The sequence below is a fragment of the Neorhizobium sp. PAMB6630 genome, assembly GCF_058242775.1.
The window spans coordinates 1,373,228-1,390,080 of the sequence record NZ_JBZAYV010000002.1 but is presented as its reverse complement, the minus strand read 5'-3'; the positions used below and the strand labels follow the sequence as shown (position 1 = coordinate 1,390,080).

The following is a 16,853-nucleotide window of genomic DNA, read 5'->3' as shown; positions in this document are numbered from 1 at the left end:
GCCATGACGCTGGGCGTGCCCTGATCTGGGTGCGCGCTCGGCAATCTCTGAGGTCTATGCCAGGGAGGTGGCAACGTGACTTTGGCCCATGACCGTCGCTATTGAACATCAAGTTCCAAATTCCGCTAAGTTGACGATGCCTGCGTGCGGCGGTCGACATGAGCTGCCTGTGGAAACTTGGGTTCAAGATTGCATTTTTCGGCTTCAGTGCCAGTGACGGCACTTGGAGGTTTTACCGATCCCGGGATTGAAGGTGTTTGTGGGATCAAGGCTGCGGTAGAAGTCTCGCAAGGCTGACTTTGCCTCATAGAGGTGGCCGACATTGTGTTCGGCGGGGTATTCCGCGCCGCGCGCATCCAGCAGGGCGCAAAGCTCATGTTCGAGCGCCTCGCAGTCCTCGCCTTTCCGGACCAGATATTCCTGATGCATCACGTGGCAGAGAAAATGCCCGACATAGATCTTCAGCATCATCTTGTCGCAAATCGATTGTGGCAGGGTCTCGAACCAGTCAAGCGTGTCGCGCGGCAGGGCAACGTCGAGAGCGACGATATCCTCGACGGTGCGCCGGTGAACGGCCCGATAACGCACCACGGCGCTGCCCACGGTGAAGCGATTGAGGAACGCAGCCTTGCCTTCGGCCTCGCTGCATTCGATGAAATTGCCGCGGGCGCTCGGAAAGATCGAGGAAAGGTAATGTCGCATCTCGGCGATGCAGGCATCTCCCGCCCGGATCATCAGGTGATGCGGATAGGTGTTCCGGTAGTCGATCAACCGTTTGGGCATGTGTTCAGGCAGCAGGCGGCTGGCGAACTGGAGCAGATGGTCGGAAATGGTCTTGCCCAGGCCAAAGCGCTCCGTCAGGCCGTCGAACCAGCTTTTGGCGGCAAAGGCGCGCGGCACGTTGAGGGTGCCGAACGCGCGAATGAAGAGATAGAGATCCTTGCCCCAGACCTGTGCTGCCCGGAAGGCATCGGCATGCATGTATTCTCCGGCAATCGGCAGATTCTGGAGGTTTGCCAGAATGTGCCTGCGGATTGCCTCCAGTTCGGCGGGATCGCTGGTGCCGATGTAGAAGACTTTTTCCTGCTCTGCCAAGGCAAACGTGTCCAGCCGCACGGCGAACACGCCGATTTTTCCCGCCGAGCCAGAGGCCTCGTAGTGGCGGCGCGGGTCTGCGTTGAAGCGGGCAGGGGTGGAGGCGCGAATGTCGCGCACGTGGTTCTTGTATTCGATGTCCGATGCCTGCGCCCCTTGGGGAAAGTCCACTTCGGCGGCAGTATAGGCACCACAATCAAGCCGCTCGAGGATTTCCGCCGGATTGCTGCCAAGGCGGATGCCGAGATGGTTTACCAGATGCAGACGGCCTTCGGCATCCACCTGGGCGAACAGGGAAAGTTCGGTATAGGCCGGGCCGCGCTGGACGAGCGAACCGCCGGAATTGTTGCAGATGCCGCCAGTGACGGAAGCGCCGATACAGCTTGAGCCGATGACGGAATGAGGCTCGCGGCCCAGCGGCTTCAGGCACCGTTCCAACTGGTCGAGTGTGGCCCCCGGCATGCAAAGCACCTGCCGTCCGTGATCCAGCAGATCGATCCGCTTGTTGCGAAGGGTGGAGACGATAACGATGGGCCGGTCATAGCCTTCGCCAAAGGGTGTCGAGCCGCCGGTCAGGCCGGTGTTCGCCGCCTGGAATATGATGACGACATCGGCGATGACGCAGGCTTGCAACACCTGCCATTGCTCAAGCAGCGTACCCGGTTCGACAGCTGCCAGCACCTCGCCGTCACCGTAGCGGTATCCTCGCCGGAAACGGCGGGTCCGGCGCGCACCGGTGTGGACGAAACGGTGGCCGACGATTTCCTGTAACTGGTGGATCAGGGATCCGCTCATGGCAGCGCAACTCTTGTTTTCGTGGGCATGGAGACCCGCCCCGCAAACGGGGCAGGTGATTTTCGACGGATGGGTGGCGTCAGTTTCCGATCAATGCCGGCAATGTCATGCTGATGGCGGGCACAAAGGAGATCACCATGAGGCACAGTACAATGACCGAGACGAATACCAGCAAGGGTTTTAGCATCTGGGTGAGGGAGCAATTGGCAATCTGGGCCGCCGCAAAGAGATTGACACCGAGCGGTGGCGTAATCATGCCAAGCGCGAGGTTGACGACCATCACCGTTCCGAAGTGCACCGGCGCGATGCCGACGCGGGCAGCGGCATCCTGGAGAATCGGCGCAAGCACGATGATGCTGGCTCCGGTCTCGATGAACATACCGATCACGAAGAGCATGGCATTGATCGCCAGCATCAGTGAAACGGGACCATCGAAGGTGCTGGTCAGCCAAAGGGCGGCGGCATCGGGAACGCCTTGCCGGTTCAGCAGGTAGCCCATCAGACTGGCCGTACCGATGATGAACATGATGACGGCCGAGGTGATGACGGATTTGCGGAAGGCGTTGAGCAGATCCTGCCAGGACATTTCCCGGTGCAGGAACAGACCCACGAGCATGGCGTAGACCACTGCAATGACGCTGGCCTCCGTCGGGGTGGTGATGCCGCCATAGATGCCGCCCATAATCAGCACCGGCATCAGAAGTGCCCAGACGGCACGCCGCGTTGCAGTGGCGCGCGGCAGGCTACCTTCGCCATCGCGTTTGCCCCAACCCTTGACCCTGCACCAGATAACCGCCGTCAACAGCAGCGCCCCGGCAATCATCAGGCCGGGCATGATGCCCGCGAGGAAGAGCTGCGGAATGGAGGTCTGGGTGGCAACGCCATAGAGGATCATCGGAATGGAGGGCGGGATGATGACGCCCAGCTCCGCCGACGTAGCCATGAGTGCCGCGACAAAGCCGACCGGATAGCCAAACTTGCGCATGGCCGGGATGAGAACGACGCCGACTGCAAACGTGGTCGCGACGCTGGATCCGGAAATGGCGGAAAACAGCATGCAGGTCAGCACGCAGGTGGCGGCAAGACCGCCCTGGATCTGCCCCACAAATGCGCGAGCAAATTCAACGAGACGGCGGGAAAGGCCGCCCACTTCCATCAGATTGCCAGCCAGAATGAAGAACGGAATCGCCGCCAGGGGAAACTTGTCGAGGGCGATATAGATCTGTTGGGGTATCACGATGGCTGGCAGGCTTGTGAAGCCGAAGAGCCCGATCATCGAGGCAAGGCCGATAGAGATAGCGATGGGCACCGAAATGGCGAAGAACACCAGCATCGCGGTGATAATTGCACCGGTCATCGCGCAGCATCCTTTCCGGTTTCGACGAAGTGAACGATTGCGCCAAGGGCTGCAAACAGTGCCCCTATGGGAATGGCGGCGTAGCCCCAGGCCATCGAGATCTCAAGCCCCGCCATTTCCTGCATACGCACGCGCTGGGCCGTGGCAATGCCGAACCAGAACAGCGTTGCAAACATGATGAGGCAGGAGATGAGCGTCGTCGTTTCCAGGCTTCGGCGCAGCCTGCCGGTTGCTGCTTCCCGGGCCAGGTCGATTGCGACCAGCGCGCCCTTGCGTATGGCCATCGAAATGCCAAGCAGCACCATCCAGACCAGTGCCAGACGGGTCAAGGCTTCGGACCAGCTTGCCGGTGCGTGAAAGACAAAGCGACCCAGTACCTGCCAGAAGCTTGCCGCCACGGCGATGGCCAGTGCAAGAGAGGCGGCAGCTGCCACCCCTCCTGCGATAATTGCGTCTGCGCGACGGATCAGTCTGGCCACTGAACTCATTGCGCTTTCCAGTCACGGATGCGCTTGATGAGGTCCGCGCCGAACTGCTTTTCAAAGCCTGCATTTGCAGAGGCCATGGCTTCACGATAAGCATCGCGGTCGTTGACTTCGATCACCTCGATGCCGCGCGAGCGCAGGGTCTCTATGCCCGCATTTTCGTCCTGCTCAACGCGCGCGCGGTTGGCGGCCGTTGCGGCTTTTCCACCCTCTTCCACCGCCTTCTTCTGTTCCTGCGTCAGCCCGTCAATGAAGCTCGGATTGCAGACGAAAATACCGGGCGAATAGACGTGGCGCGTGAGGTAGAGGTGCTTCTGCATCATGTCGAGATTGTTGGCGAGGATGACTGGAATGGGGTTTTCCTGTCCGTCGACCGTGCCTTGCTGAAGCGCCGAAGGCAGCTCGGAAAAGGCCATTGGCGTTGGCAGAACACCGGCTGCCTGCCATGCCTGCATATGCACCTGATTTTCCATGGTGCGGATCTTCATGCCACGCAGATCCGCGGGCGCATTCACGCTTTTGGCACCTGTCGTCAAGTTGCGGAAGCCGTTTTCCAGCCAGGAAACGCCATAGAGACCGCGTGCCGGGAAGAGCGCCAGCAATTCGCCTCCAACATCCGAATCCAGCACGCCGCGCGCATGTGCGTAGCTGTCGAACAGGAATGGAACGTCGAGAACACGGGTTTCGGGCACGAAGTTGCCGAGCGGACCGGCAGATCCCATGGCGCATTCCTGCGAGCCGAATTGAACGCTTTCGATCGCCTCGCGCTCGTTGTCCACACGTTGAATGACGACATCCAGCGTGCCGCCTGATTTCTCTTCGGCGATCTTCTTGAAGGCGGCAGCGCCAACGCCGAAGTGGCTATCGGCGGGCGAGGAATGGGTAAGCGTCAGGGTGGTCTGGGCCGATGCGTTTGAAACGCCGACAGCCAGCACCATACCCGCCAACACTGCTGTCCGGGCCAAGTCTCTGGATTTCATGGAAATTTCCTCCTCCGTTTTGGGTGCATGCCCCGTTGGGGCATGCGATTGATTGGGCAGTGCCGGAGGCCGTAAAGGCTACAGCACGCCTTCTGGCAGCAATTCTGCCGGGAAGTTCTGGTAGCTGACCGGGCGCAGGAAGCGCCGGATGGACAGCGTGCCAACGCTTGTGGCTCCGAAATTGGTGGAAGCCGGGTAGGGACCGCCATGCACCATGGAATCGACCACTTCCACGCCGGTCGGGAAGCCATTGACGAGCACGCGTCCGGCCTTTCTCTCCAGCACGGGAAGCAGCGTTTTTGCCAGCGGCAGGTCAGCGTCGTCCATGTGCAGCGTGGCCGTCAGCTGTCCCTGGAAGCTCAGGGCGATGCTGCGCATTTCTTCGGGCGTTGCCACCCTCACGACGAGCCCGAGCGGCCCGAACACTTCTTCGGACAGGCTATGATCGGCGAGGAACTGGCTGGCCGTGGTTTCATAGAGGTTGGGATTGGCGCTGCGGCCCTGCGAAACCGTTTCGTAGACTGGCTGAGCCGTGTCGCAGCCTTTCAGGCGGGCCTGACCGGCCTGATAGGCACGGGCAATGCCTTCGGTGAGCATCACCTGCGGCCCGGTCTTGCTCAGGGCTTCCTTTGCGGCTGCAACGAAGCTGTCGGCGTCGGCACCGGCAATCACCACTGCAATGCCGGGATTGGTGCAGAACTGGCCAGCGCCCATGACAAGCGATGCGGCCCAGCCCGCACCCATGGCCGCCGCGCGTGCCTTGGCGGCTTCGGGAAGAACGAACATCGGATTGACGCTGCCCAGTTCGCCGAAGAAGGGGATGGGCTCGGGGCGGCTTGCGCACAGGTCGAACAGGGCACGTCCGCCCGAAAGCGAGCCGGTAAAGCCCACAGCCTTGATGAGCGGATGGGTGACAAGCGCGCTTCCAACGTCCCGATTGCCGCCCTGCACAAGGCTGAATACGCCCGGATCAATCCCGAGCTTGCCGATGGCTGCATGGATGGCCTCGGCGATGATCTCGCCGGTTCCCGGGTGGGCCGAATGACCCTTCACCACGACAGGGCAACCGGCAGCAAGAGCCGCTGCCGTGTCACCGCCCGCCGTTGAGAAGGCGAGGGGGAAGTTGGAGGCTCCGAAGACGGCAACCGGCCCGACCGGGCGCTGCATCAGGCGAATCTCCGGACGCGGTGCCGGTTGACGCTCCGGCAGCGCAGCGTCGATGCGCCGGTCAAGATAGTCACCCTTCTCGATATGGCTGGCAAAAAGCCGGAGCTGAGCCGTGGTGCGGCCTCGCTCGCCCTCCAGGCGGGCAGCGGGAAGGCCGGTTTCAATGCAGCCGATGTCAGTGATGGCGGCACCGCGCGCCTCGATTTCGTCGGCAATGGTGCGCAGCAGGGCCACACGTTCTGCCACAGAAGAGTAACCGTAGGACCAGAAAGCCTTTTCAGCGGCTTCTGCGGCAAGGTTGACCAATTCGACAGTTCCCAGCGAGAATGCCGTTGAGGCACCGGAAACGGGTTCGTTGGTGAATGTATCGGCTGTTGCCAGCCATTTCCCCGCAATGAGGTGCTTGCCGTGCGGCGTGTAGGTCATGCGTTTGCTCCAAGCGTTGTTGTCTTACAGCGCTGCCTGTAACATGGCGTGATAGTCTTCGGCAGACGCCTCACGCGGGTTGGTGCGATGACTGTGGTCGGCCAGCGCACCTTTCACCACCCGGTCGAACAGGTCTGCGGTGACACCCAGTTCGCAGAGGCGGGCCGGCAGCCCGATGGCGCGGGTCATTTCCTCTATGGCGGCTCCAATGTCTGCGTTGGCGGCAAGCCCCATCGCATCGGCAAGGCGCGCATATTTGCCTTCCTCCACGCTCGTCCGGGCGCTCTGGTTAAAGGCAAGTACAGGCGGCATGAAGATGGCATTCAAAGTGCCGTGGTGCAGCTTGGGGTTGATGCCGCCCAGCGAGTGACTGAGGCTGTGGACGCAGCCAAGGCCCTTCTGGAAGGCCATGGCGCCCATGGTCGCCGCAATGGCCATGTTGGCGCGGGCATCGCGATTGCCTGGTTCTTCTACCGCAAGGCGAATATTGGCCCAGCCGCGACGCAGGCCTTCGAGCGCAATGCCGTCGGCCGGCGGGTTGAAGGAGGGGGCGAGATAGGTTTCGATGCAATGGGAGATCGCATCCATGCCCGTCGCAGCGGTCAGCATCGGCGGCAGGCTCAGCGTCAGTTCGGGATCGACAATGGCCGCCTTGGGGATCAGGAAGGGGGAGAGTAGCCCCACCTTGCGGCCGTCTTCCAGGATGATGATCGCCGCCCGACCCACTTCGCTGCCGGTTCCTGCGGTGGTGGGGATCGCAATGGTCGGGAAGGTGCGGGAGGTGATCTTTTCCAGCCCGCCTTCGATGGCGGCATAGGTCTTTAATGGTCCTTCATGCGCCGCCATCACGGCCACGGCTTTCGCAAGATCGAGGGCCGAGCCGCCGCCAATGGCAATGATGCCATCGCCGTCAGCCTCACGGAAAACAGCCGTTGCCTTAATGGCAGCCGCTTCATTGGGGTTGCCGGGTGTCTCATCGAAAATGGCAGCAGGCGTTATACCCGTCGCCGCTTCGACCCGCTCCAGCATGCCAAGCGCGCGCACACCCTTGTCTGTGACAATGACCGGGCGGGTGATGCCTGCAAGAGCGAGTTCCGCCTTGAGATTTGCGATTTCGCCGTATCCGAACTGGACCCGCGTCACGTAGTTGATCAGGCTCATACGGTCCTCCTGCGTTGCTATTCCAATTTGATAACCGGCTTGGGCAAAACTTTACGTTTTGCGGCGGTATTTTCATTTGTCACGGCAAAATAACGGCGGAAAGGCCGCTGTAAATACGCTATTGTTGGATACGGATATAACAAAAAGGAAATATGACGTCGATGCCGCGTACCCATTCCATGCCGATGTTCCGCCTTTCCATGCGCCAATTGCTGCTGATTTCCGCAATCGACGACAACGGTTCGTTGAAACGGGCATCCGAGCTGATCGGCATGAGCCAGCCCCGGGCCACCAAGGCCTTGCAGGAGGCTGAGGGTCTGACGGGAACGAAGCTTTTCAACCGCACCAATCGCGGCCTTATTCCGACGCCTGCCGGTGAATGCATGATCCGCCATGCCAAGACCATGCTGTCGCAGTTGACGGCCATGGCGCAGGAGATTCACACCGCTTCGGATGGAGAGTGGAGCAGGCTGCGCATCGGCACGATCATGGGCGCCGTGCCCTATGTAACGGAGACGATCAGCAATTTCCTGAGGCGTTTTCCCCGTACGTCGATTGAGATTCTGGAAGATACCAGTGTCGAACTGCTGCGCCAGCTGGACCGCGGACTGCTGGATCTGGTGATCGGGCGCAGTTCCATGAGCGCGACCCCGCAACTCTATAACGTCACCGCCTTTCACGACGAGTTGCTGGCCGTGGTCGCCAATCCGGCCCATCCGTTGATTGACCGCAAGCGGGTGCGCCTCAAGGATCTCGCGGATTCGCGCTGGATCGTCTACACCGCCTCCATGCCGATGCGCCTGTCGCTTGAGCAGGAATTCCGCCAGGCCGGGCTTGAAATGCCGCGCGCCCTGCTGGAAACCCGCTCGGCGCTGACCACGATGTCACTGATGCAGGCGGAACCGAACACCGTGGCCCTGCTTTCCAGCGACGTGGCGGCCTTTTTCGTCAATTTCGGCATGGCCAGCATCCTGCCCATGCACCTGCGCTCAAAGAGTGAGCCCTATGAAGCTATCACACGCCGTTCGGCGGAGCAGGCACCCCATACGCAAGCCTTTATCAAAGATCTCGTGGCCGGTACGACAAGACGTCTGTGAAAATCGACAAACCCATGGCCTGCCATTCTTGTCTTCTGATCAGTTCATGAAGATCCAGTTTCCCAAGACGCATCTAGGCCAGCAATCAAGGGTCCCCGGGTCAATACCCGTCAAGGCGAAGGCATTTACAAGTCTCCATGCGCTCAGGCCCCCGCAACCAAATCAAACATAAAAGTCTCACCGCTTCCATTTGATGAGGGCGGTTTTTGTGTTTCTGGGGCTAATTGACGGTGTGATGGCTGTGACCTCACGAAACGCGCACGAGACCGAAGCGGTGTTGGCAAAACCGAACTCGGAAGGAACGCGGGCACTGCATCCTCTCGTGACAGCCTGTTCATCACCTGCACGATCCTTACAAGCTTTCGCCAGGCCTTCAGCGTCAGCCTCGTTTCCAATGGAAAAAGTCGGCTTACGGTCCGGACCGAGGTCGCGGCGCGTGACGCCAGGTCGTCGATGTTCAGCCGGTTCTGGCGGTCTTTGAAGGCTAGATCAGCAACGCGCCGCTCGATGGAGCTTATCGGCAGGAGCAAGACGGTCTGCGCATGAACTGTTTCGGTCAGTTCGTCGAGCATCAGCCAGGCGACAAGTTCGGCCTTGCCCGATCCGATGTTTGCTGGGAATGCCGCCTCAACGAGGGTGTGCATCAGCGGCGTGACCCGTTGCGTGAACGGTCGGTCTCTGCGTTGGGGACTTCGCCTGTCGTCTGACAAGGGGCGAAGCCGCCTTGCCTGTCGCCGCCCGTCCGTGCTTTGAGTAGCGCATGGCCTTCACATTCCGTCAGTTGCAGTATTTTGTCGCCGTTGCCGAGCAGGGTTCGGTGACCCGCGCGGCGCAGAACCTGTCCATTTCCCAGTCCTCCGTGACCGAAGCGATCAAGGAGCTGGAGGGCGATCTTGGCGTCGAGCTGTTCGAGCGTCACCCGCGCGGCCTTTCGATCACCCATAACGGCCACCAGTTCCTGCGCCACGCGACAAAAATCCTCGCCACCGTCTCCGATGCCCGCCATGTCTTTGCCGAAACGAAGAGCAATACCGGCGGCACGCTCAACATCGGCGTCACCTCGCTCGTTGCCGGTTATGTGCTCTCCGACCTGCTCGCCCGTTACCGCCGCGCCTGCCCCGGCGTCGAGGTGTCCGCCATCGAGGACAACGGGTCCTATCTCGAACATCTGCTGATCGGCGGCGAGTTGGACGTGGCCGTGATGGTGATTTCCAACCTGCGCGACCGATTGGCGCTGCAGGCCGAAATCCTCGAAACCTCGCCCTACCGCCTCTGGCTGCCGATCGGTCATCCGCTGGTCTCTGCCGACATCATCTCGATTGCCGACATCGCCAAGGAGCCGCTGATCATGCTGACGGTGGATGAAATCGAGGAAAACACCGGCAAGCTCCTGTCGGCGCTCGGCGCCCGCCCGCATGTCGCCTTCCGCACCCGCTCGGTGGAAGCAGTGCGCAGCCTGGTGGCAACAGGCGCCGGCGTGTCACTGCTGCCCGATCTCGTCTACCGCCCGTGGTCGCTGGAAGGTGACCGCATCGAAAGCCGCGACGTATCTGGCGCACTGCCAGTGGTTCAGGTCGGCATGGTCTGGCGCAAAGGCTCAAGCCTGTCCCAGGCGGCACGGGATTTCGTCGGGATTGCCGAGGCGAGCCGAAGTGGGCGAGTGCGGTAGCTGTTGACCTTGGCGATGCTTCTACCGCCCCTGCCATCGGAAAAACCGATAGCGGCATTCTGACGAATGAATTTGCGAAGGCAGGTCATTCGCGGCACCTTTCTCGCCGGGAACATAAGGCTGCGAAAACGCGGCCGCTCACAACGGGGAGATCTCGCGATGAAGTCGATATTGAAATCCTGCACCGTCCTTGCCTGCGTACTCAGCCTTGCCACCGCCGCCGTCGCCCAGGAACCTTTGAAGACGCTCGGCCCTGGCGAAGGCGCGCTCTCCATTGTCGCCTGGGCCGGTTATATCGAGCGCGGCGAAACCGACAAGAATTACGACTGGGTCACCGATTTTGAAAAGAGCACAGGCTGCAAGGTCTCGGTGAAGACGGCCGCCACCTCCGATGAAATGGTCGCCCTGATGAACGAAGGCGGCTTCGATCTCGTCACCGCCTCGGGTGACGCGTCTCTGCGGCTCGTTGCCGGCAAGCGCGTCCAGCCGATCAATACCGCCCTTATCCCCTCATGGAGCACCATCGACGAGCGCCTGCAGAACGCTCCCTGGCACACCAAGGACGGCGTCCATTACGGCACGCCTTATGTGTGGGGCGCCAATGTGCTGATGTACAACACCGATGCCTTCAAGGGCGAAGCGCCGAAGAGCTGGAAGGTTGTCTTCGAAGAGCAGACCCTGCCCGATGGCAAGTCGAACAAGGGCCGCGTTCAGGCCTATGACGGCCCGATCTATGTCGCCGACGCTGCCCTCTATCTGATGGCGCACAAGCCGGAACTGGGCATCAAGGACCCTTACGAGCTGAACGAGGACCAGTACAAGGCAGCCCTTGAGCTGCTGCGCGGCCAGCGCCAGCTCGTCGGCCGTTACTGGCACGATGCCATGATCCAGATCGACGACTTCAAGAACGAAGGCGTCGTCGCCTCAGGTTCCTGGCCCTTCCAGGTCAACCTGATGAAGTCGGAAGGCGCCAAGATCGCCTCGACCTTCCCTGAGGAAGGTGTGACCGGCTGGGCCGACACGACCATGCTGCATGCCGAAAGCGAACACCCGAACTGCGCCTATATGTGGATGGAGCACTCGCTCTCGCCAAAAGTCCAGGGTGACGTTTCCGCCTGGTTCGGCACGGTTCCCTCCGTTCCCGCCGCCTGCAAGGGCAATGCGCTCTATGGCGACGAAGGCTGCAAGACCAACGGCTTTGAGAACTTCGACAAGATCAAGTTCTGGCGCACTCCGACTTCGAAGTGCAGCACGGGCGAATGCGTGCCCTACCACCGCTGGGTTTCAGACTATATCGGCGTGATCGGCGGACGGTAATCTCTTCCCCTTCTCCCCAGCGGGGAGAAGGTGGTCCGCAGGACCGGATGAGGGGGAGGCGAAGCCTCTGGTCTCTCGTGGGGCCTCATGGTCTTCGGCCGCCCTCATCGCCTCGCTACGCTCGGCACTTCTCCCCGCTGGGTAGAAGAGGCCGCCTGTCGGCGACACATCCCACATACCTCTGGAGCCCCCATGACCGAAGCCGTCTCCTTCTCGAAGGTCTCGCGCCATTTCGGCAGCGTCAAAGCCGTCGACAGCGTCGATCTGACCGTTGCACCCGGCGAGTTTTTCGCCATGCTCGGCCCCTCGGGCTCTGGCAAAACGACCTGCCTGCGGCTGATTGCCGGCTTCGAGCAGCCGACCGATGGTCATATCGAAATCTTCGGCGAAACGGCCGAGGGCGTGCCGCCCTATCGCCGCAACGTCAACACGGTTTTTCAGGATTACGCCCTCTTCCCGCATCTCAATATTCTCGACAATGTCGCCTATGGCCTGATGGTCAAGGGTCTGGGCAAAGCCGAGCGCTGTCGTGAGGCCGAAAAGGCGCTCGAACTGGTGAAGCTCCCCGGCTACGGCGCCCGCAAGCCCGGCCAGCTTTCCGGTGGCCAGAGGCAGCGCGTGGCGCTCGCCCGGGCGCTGGTCAACAAGCCGAAGGTGCTGCTGCTCGACGAACCGCTCGGCGCGCTGGATTTGAAGCTGCGCGAGCAGATGCAGGAAGAGCTGAAGAGCCTGCAGCGTGCGCTCGGCATTACCTTTGTCTTCGTGACCCACGACCAGGGCGAAGCGCTCTCCATGGCCGATCGGGTCGCCGTCTTCAACGATGGCAAGATCGTTCAGGCCGGCACGCCTGAGGACATCTACAACCGCCCGAAGACCCGTTTCGTCGCTGATTTCGTCGGTTCCTCGAATGTGATTGCGCCTGCCGACATGAAGGCGCTGGGCGGCGAGGCGCGCTGGACGAGCCTGCGCCCCGAAGCCATCCGCATCGCAAGTGACGGAGGTGTGCCGGCTCTCGTCCGCTCGACCACCTTCCTCGGTGCTGCCACCCGCCTCTTCGTTAATGCCGGCGCGACGCCGCTGTCGGTGACGATCCCGGCCGGCCATCCCGTGCCGAAACCCGGCGAAACAGTTGGGCTCACCTGGGGCGCGACTGATGCCCACACCATGGAGGATGATGCATGAGCGCGTCCGCCTCCACCGTCATCCTCGATGGCCGTCAGGGCCTGATGGGGCGGCTCTCGGATCTGTTCTGGCGGCGGCCCAACCTGCTGCTGGCGCTGATGCTGGTGCCGCCCCTGCTCTGGCTCGGCATCATCTATGTCGGATCGCTCTTGGCGCTGTTGCTGCAGAGCTTCTTCTCGATCGACGAATTCTCCGGCCTGATCAATTACGAGTTCACGCTGTCGACCTATGGTCAACTGCTGGCGCCGGCGAATTTCGATATCATCCTGCGCACGCTTCTGATGGCCGCCGCCGTCACGGTCGCCTCGGTGGCGCTGGCCTTCCCCATTGCCTATTACGCCGCCCGTTACGCGCAAGGGAAATGGAAGGCCGTCTTTTATCTCGGCATCATGCTGCCGCTCTGGTCGAGTTATCTGGTCAAGGTCTATGCCTGGAAGCTGATCCTTGCCAAGGAAGGCATCCTCACCTGGATTTTTGCAAAGCTGCACCTGACATGGCTGCTCGATGGACTGCTCGCCATCCCGGTCATCGGCGGAAGCTCGCTGTCGATCAGTTATATCGGCACCTTCATCGTCTTCGTTTATGTCTGGCTGCCCTTCATGATCCTGCCGATCCAGGCCTCGCTGGAGCGCGTGCCCGGCAACCTGATCGAAGCCTCCGGCGATCTCGGCGCCGATCCGCGCCAGACTTTTCGCCACGTGCTTTTGCCGCTGTCGCTGCCCGGCATCGTGGCCGGATCGATCTTCACCTTCTCGCTGACGCTCGGTGACTACATCATTCCGCAGATCGTCGGCACCTCGCGCCTGTTCATCGGCCAGGCCGTTTATGCCCAGCAGGGCACGGCCGGCAATATCCCGCTCGCCGCTGCCTTCTCGGTCGTTCCGATCGTCATCATGGGCATCTATCTCACCATCGCCAAACGCATGGGGGCCTTCGATGCGCTCTGACCGTCCCCAATCCGCAAGCATCCCGCTGAAGATCGCAGCCGGCCTCGGCCTCGCATTCCTGCATCTGCCGATCCTGCTGATCTTCGTCTACGCCTTCACGACGGAGGAAAAGAGTTTTCAGTGGCCGCCGCCGGGCTTCACCACAAAATGGTTCGCCGTTGCCTGGAACCGCCCGGACATCTGGGAAGCGTTGGGCCTCTCGGTCCGCGTCGCCAGCATCGCGACCCTGATTGCGCTCGTGCTCGGCACGCTGGCGGCTGCTGCCGTCGCGCGTACAAAATTCTTCGGCCGCGAGGTGGTTTCGCTGCTCGTCATCCTGCCGATTGCGCTGCCCGGCATTATCACCGGCATTGCGCTGCGCTCCGCATTTTCGCTCGCCGAGATCCCCTTTTCGGTCTGGACGATCATCCTGGGCCACGCCACCTTCTGCGTCGTCGTCATCTACAACAATGCCGTGGCCCGCTTTCGACGTACCTCCGGCTCGTTGATCGAGGCCTCGATGGATCTCGGCGCCGATGGCTTCCAGACGTTTCGCCATATCATCCTGCCGAACATTGCGACGGCGCTGCTTGCTGGCGGCATGCTTGCCTTCGCGCTGTCCTTCGACGAGGTCATCGTCACCACCTTCACCGCCGGTCAGCAGACAACGTTGCCGATCTGGATGCTGGAAGAACTGATCCGCCCGCGCCAGCGCCCGGTCACCAATGTGGTGGCGATGGTGGTCGTTATCGTCACTTTCCTGCCGATCCTGGCCGCCTATTATCTGACCCGTGATACCGACCAGGTGGCCGGCAGCGGCAAATAGACCATCGAGAACAATAAGGGAGAACGACATGGACACCCAGATGCTGATCGGTTCGAAATTCGAAGCCGGCACCGAGACGGACGAAAAGATCCTCAACCCGAAGACAGGCGAGATGATCGTCGAGCTGCCGGAAGCCTCGCTCGCCCAGGTCGATGCTGCCGTCGATGCCGCCGACAAGGCCTTCGACAGCTGGTCCTCCACCACGCCCGGCCAGCGCTCGGCCTATCTGCTCGCCATTGCCGACGCGATCGAGAAGGATGCGGCCGGTTTTGCAGCGCTCGAAAGCCTCAACTGCGGCAAGCCGATCAATGCCGTGTTGAATGACGAGATCCCGGCGATTGTCGACTGCTACCGCTTCTTCGCCGGCGCGATCCGCACGCTGCAGGCGCCTGCGTCAGGCGAATATCTGCCCGGCTTCACCTCGATGATCCGCCGTGACGCGGTCGGCATCATCGGCTCGATTGCGCCGTGGAACTATCCGCTGATGATGATGGCCTGGAAGCTGGCCCCGGCGCTCGCCGGCGGCAACACGGTTGTCTTCAAACCCTCCGAGCAGACGCCGCTTTCGGCCCTGAAACTTGCCCGCACCATGGCGGAAATCCTGCCGGAAGGCGTAGTCAATGTCGTGCTCGGCCGCGGTGAAAGCGTCGGCAATGCGCTGATCAACCACCCGAAGATCGCGATGGTCTCGATCACGGGCGATATCGCCACCGGCAAGAAGGTGCTGACGGCAGCGGCCAAGACCGTCAAGCGCACCCATCTGGAACTCGGCGGCAAGGCCCCTGTCATCATTTATGACGATGCCGATGTCGACGCGGTCGTCCAGGCGATCCGCACCTTCGGCTTTTACAATGCCGGCCAGGACTGCACGGCCGCCTGCCGCATCTATGCGAGTGACAAGGTCTATGACCGCTTCGTCGCCGATCTCGCGTCCGCCGTCTCGACCATCAAGTTCAACCAGGCCGACGACACCGAAAACGAGATCGGCCCGCTGATTTCCAAGCGTCAGCGCGACCGCGTCGAAAGCTTCGTCACGCGCGCCGCCGAACACAAGCACATGGAGATTGTCGCCGGCGGCAAGATCGGCTCCGACAAGGGTTTCTTCTACACCCCGACGGTGATTGCCGGCGCCACCCAGGACGACGAAATCGTCCGCCGCGAAGTTTTTGGGCCCGTCGTTTCCGTCACCCGCTTCAAGGATGTCGGCGATGCCGTCACCTGGGCAAACGACAGCGACTATGGCCTGGCATCCTCCGTCTGGACCAAGGACATCTCCCGCGCCATGCAGACCGCCGCCAAGCTGCGCTACGGCTGCACCTGGATCAACACCCACTTCATGCTCTGCAACGAAATGCCCCATGGCGGCATGAAGCAGTCGGGTTATGGCAAGGACATGTCGGTCTACGCGCTGGAGGACTACACGGCCGTGCGCCACGTGATGATCAATCATGGTTGATTGAACGAAGAGGAGACTTGAGTCTCTTGTCTTGCTCAAAAAATGCCAGATGGCTGGGTCCCGGATCTCCCTCCCATGACAATCGAATCTGGTCTCCAACCGGGCATTCTCTTCAACTTGCCCAGTTGGAAAGCTTCGAGACGGCAGCCTTCAGCGCAACGCCACTGACATTTGTGCGCAGCATGTCGCGCACGAGAGATGCGATGATGTCGGCGGCCTCGTGGATGGCATGGCCGCCGTCGCGGATATTGGACACGCAGTTGCGGCTGGAATCGCTGGTGCCGGGCTTCGGATCGAGGGTCACATAGGCGCCGAGGCTGTCTGCGGCGGAAAGACCGGGGCGTTCGCCCACCAGAACGATCGACAGTTTTGCGCCAAGGGCCGCGCCCACCGGATCCCCGATCGCAACCCGCGCCTGGTTTGCCAGAACGACCGGTGCGGGTTTCAGCCCAAGGCTCGCAAGCTGCGGGATCAGTGCTGCGATCAGCGGCACAGCATTGATATCGACAGCGCTCGATGACAAGCCGTCGGCAACGATGATGGCAATGTCATAAGTGCCTCGCGCTGCAAGTCCTTTCAGGCGGCCTTCAGCGTCCTCTGACAGGAGCCGCCCGAGATCGGGGCGGCGGACGTAGATGCTGCGGTTTTCTGCCAGACTGTCGGCCTGAACGACGGCGAGACCCGCCTGTTCCAGCCGCTCGGTGAGCACGGTCCACTCGACACTTGCCCAGACCGCTTCGCGGGCCCTTGCATGATCGAGCAGGAAGGAGAGTTGCGCCTGCGTCGGGAGACCTCCGCCATGGCGGCCAAGCGAGACGCGGGCATCCGTCATGCTGCGCAGGTCAGGAACCCGCCTGTCGTCTCGCGCTTCGGTTTCCACCGTGAGGACTGGTGCGGAATTAATCGGCTTTGTC

At 61.4% G+C, this 16,853-nt stretch carries 15 protein-coding genes; 7 read left to right on the top strand and 8 right to left on the bottom strand.

Features of this window, described 5'->3' with window-relative positions; genetic code table 11:
- Positions 1–204 precede the first annotated feature (204 nt).
- The 6 genes from dld to AC4CWF_RS25045 all read right to left on the bottom strand — a co-directional run bounded on the left by dld (position 205) and on the right by AC4CWF_RS25045 (position 7,466).
- A complete protein-coding gene (gene dld, locus AC4CWF_RS25070) occupies positions 205–1,890 on the bottom strand; it encodes a D-lactate dehydrogenase (protein ID WP_491286537.1) in 1,686 nt (561 codons plus the stop codon).
- Positions 1,891–1,969: 79 nt separating this feature from the next.
- Complete coding sequence (locus AC4CWF_RS25065) at positions 1,970–3,247, bottom strand: TRAP transporter large permease (protein ID WP_491286536.1); 1,278 nt, start codon at positions 3,245–3,247, stop codon at positions 1,970–1,972.
- Entirely contained in the window at positions 3,244–3,735 is a 492-nt protein-coding gene (locus AC4CWF_RS25060; protein WP_491286534.1) for a TRAP transporter small permease, read from the bottom strand. The genes AC4CWF_RS25065 and AC4CWF_RS25060 overlap by 4 nt, the downstream gene beginning before the upstream one ends.
- A complete protein-coding gene (gene dctP / locus AC4CWF_RS25055) occupies positions 3,732–4,712 on the bottom strand; it encodes a TRAP transporter substrate-binding protein DctP (protein ID WP_491286533.1) in 981 nt (326 codons plus the stop codon). Before dctP ends, AC4CWF_RS25060 begins: the two co-directional genes overlap by 4 nt.
- A 78-nt stretch (positions 4,713–4,790) precedes the next feature.
- A complete protein-coding gene (locus AC4CWF_RS25050) occupies positions 4,791–6,305 on the bottom strand; it encodes an aldehyde dehydrogenase (NADP(+)) (protein ID WP_491286532.1) in 1,515 nt (504 codons plus the stop codon).
- 24 nt (positions 6,306–6,329) lie between these two features.
- Positions 6,330–7,466 (bottom strand): iron-containing alcohol dehydrogenase, encoded by a 1,137-nt coding sequence (locus AC4CWF_RS25045; RefSeq protein WP_491286530.1) that lies wholly within the window; start codon positions 7,464–7,466, stop codon positions 6,330–6,332.
- Positions 7,467–7,627: 161 nt separating this feature from the next.
- Between AC4CWF_RS25045 and AC4CWF_RS25040 the strand changes: the two genes are divergently transcribed.
- Entirely contained in the window at positions 7,628–8,563 is a 936-nt protein-coding gene (locus tag AC4CWF_RS25040) for a LysR family transcriptional regulator (protein ID WP_491286528.1), read from the top strand.
- A gap of 143 nt (positions 8,564–8,706) precedes the next feature.
- Here AC4CWF_RS25040 and AC4CWF_RS25035 read toward each other — a convergent pair whose 3' ends face one another.
- The gene (locus AC4CWF_RS25035; RefSeq protein ID WP_491286527.1) at positions 8,707–9,207 is read right to left on the bottom strand and encodes a helix-turn-helix transcriptional regulator; all 501 of its coding nucleotides are present in this window, start codon (positions 9,205–9,207) and stop codon (positions 8,707–8,709) included.
- A 116-nt stretch (positions 9,208–9,323) separates the two neighbouring features.
- Between AC4CWF_RS25035 and AC4CWF_RS25030 the strand changes: the two genes are divergently transcribed.
- The 6 genes from AC4CWF_RS25030 to AC4CWF_RS25005 all read left to right on the top strand — a co-directional run bounded on the left by AC4CWF_RS25030 (position 9,324) and on the right by AC4CWF_RS25005 (position 15,939).
- Positions 9,324–10,232 (top strand): LysR family transcriptional regulator, encoded by a 909-nt coding sequence (locus tag AC4CWF_RS25030; protein WP_491286526.1) that lies wholly within the window; start codon positions 9,324–9,326, stop codon positions 10,230–10,232.
- A gap of 159 nt (positions 10,233–10,391) precedes the next feature.
- Positions 10,392–11,549, top strand: coding sequence for an ABC transporter substrate-binding protein (locus AC4CWF_RS25025; RefSeq protein WP_491286524.1), 1,158 nt, complete (start codon positions 10,392–10,394; stop codon positions 11,547–11,549).
- A 192-nt stretch (positions 11,550–11,741) separates the two neighbouring features.
- A complete protein-coding gene (locus AC4CWF_RS25020; protein ID WP_491286522.1) occupies positions 11,742–12,731 on the top strand; it encodes an ABC transporter ATP-binding protein in 990 nt (329 codons plus the stop codon).
- Complete coding sequence (locus AC4CWF_RS25015; protein ID WP_491286520.1) at positions 12,728–13,678, top strand: ABC transporter permease; 951 nt, start codon at positions 12,728–12,730, stop codon at positions 13,676–13,678. The genes AC4CWF_RS25020 and AC4CWF_RS25015 overlap by 4 nt, the downstream gene beginning before the upstream one ends.
- Positions 13,668–14,483: an ABC transporter permease gene (locus AC4CWF_RS25010; protein ID WP_491286518.1), complete on the top strand. Its 816-nt coding sequence runs from the start codon at positions 13,668–13,670 to the stop codon at positions 14,481–14,483. Before AC4CWF_RS25015 ends, AC4CWF_RS25010 begins: the two co-directional genes overlap by 11 nt.
- 28 nt (positions 14,484–14,511) lie before the next feature.
- The gene (locus AC4CWF_RS25005; RefSeq protein WP_491286517.1) at positions 14,512–15,939 is read left to right on the top strand and encodes a gamma-aminobutyraldehyde dehydrogenase; all 1,428 of its coding nucleotides are present in this window, start codon (positions 14,512–14,514) and stop codon (positions 15,937–15,939) included.
- Positions 15,940–16,051: 112 nt separating this feature from the next.
- Here AC4CWF_RS25005 and eutC read toward each other — a convergent pair whose 3' ends face one another.
- Entirely contained in the window at positions 16,052–16,771 is a 720-nt protein-coding gene (gene eutC / locus AC4CWF_RS25000) for an ethanolamine ammonia-lyase subunit EutC (protein WP_491287811.1), read from the bottom strand.
- Positions 16,772–16,853: the final 82 nt, after the last annotated feature.

What these genes read in the sequence shown, in the direction of transcription:
- AC4CWF_RS25010 (WP_491286518.1), top strand. Translation starts at nt 13,668, where the DNA reads ATGCGCTCTGACCGTCCCCAATCCGCAAGCATCCCGCTGAAGATCGCA.
- AC4CWF_RS25030 (WP_491286526.1), top strand. Translation starts at nt 9,324, where the DNA reads ATGGCCTTCACATTCCGTCAGTTGCAGTATTTTGTCGCCGTTGCCGAG.
- AC4CWF_RS25060 (WP_491286534.1), bottom strand. Translation starts at nt 3,735, where the DNA reads ATGAGTTCAGTGGCCAGACTGATCCGTCGCGCAGACGCAATTATCGCA.
- AC4CWF_RS25015 (WP_491286520.1), top strand. Translation starts at nt 12,728, where the DNA reads ATGAGCGCGTCCGCCTCCACCGTCATCCTCGATGGCCGTCAGGGCCTG.
- AC4CWF_RS25045 (WP_491286530.1), bottom strand. Translation starts at nt 7,466, where the DNA reads ATGAGCCTGATCAACTACGTGACGCGGGTCCAGTTCGGATACGGCGAA.
- eutC (WP_491287811.1), bottom strand. Translation starts at nt 16,771, where the DNA reads ATGACGGATGCCCGCGTCTCGCTTGGCCGCCATGGCGGAGGTCTCCCG.
- dld (WP_491286537.1), bottom strand. Translation starts at nt 1,890, where the DNA reads ATGAGCGGATCCCTGATCCACCAGTTACAGGAAATCGTCGGCCACCGT.
- AC4CWF_RS25035 (WP_491286527.1), bottom strand. Translation starts at nt 9,207, where the DNA reads ATGCACACCCTCGTTGAGGCGGCATTCCCAGCAAACATCGGATCGGGC.
- AC4CWF_RS25050 (WP_491286532.1), bottom strand. Translation starts at nt 6,305, where the DNA reads ATGACCTACACGCCGCACGGCAAGCACCTCATTGCGGGGAAATGGCTG.
- dctP (WP_491286533.1), bottom strand. Translation starts at nt 4,712, where the DNA reads ATGAAATCCAGAGACTTGGCCCGGACAGCAGTGTTGGCGGGTATGGTG.
- AC4CWF_RS25005 (WP_491286517.1), top strand. Translation starts at nt 14,512, where the DNA reads ATGGACACCCAGATGCTGATCGGTTCGAAATTCGAAGCCGGCACCGAG.
- AC4CWF_RS25040 (WP_491286528.1), top strand. Translation starts at nt 7,628, where the DNA reads ATGCCGCGTACCCATTCCATGCCGATGTTCCGCCTTTCCATGCGCCAA.
- AC4CWF_RS25025 (WP_491286524.1), top strand. Translation starts at nt 10,392, where the DNA reads ATGAAGTCGATATTGAAATCCTGCACCGTCCTTGCCTGCGTACTCAGC.
- AC4CWF_RS25020 (WP_491286522.1), top strand. Translation starts at nt 11,742, where the DNA reads ATGACCGAAGCCGTCTCCTTCTCGAAGGTCTCGCGCCATTTCGGCAGC.
- AC4CWF_RS25065 (WP_491286536.1), bottom strand. Translation starts at nt 3,247, where the DNA reads ATGACCGGTGCAATTATCACCGCGATGCTGGTGTTCTTCGCCATTTCG.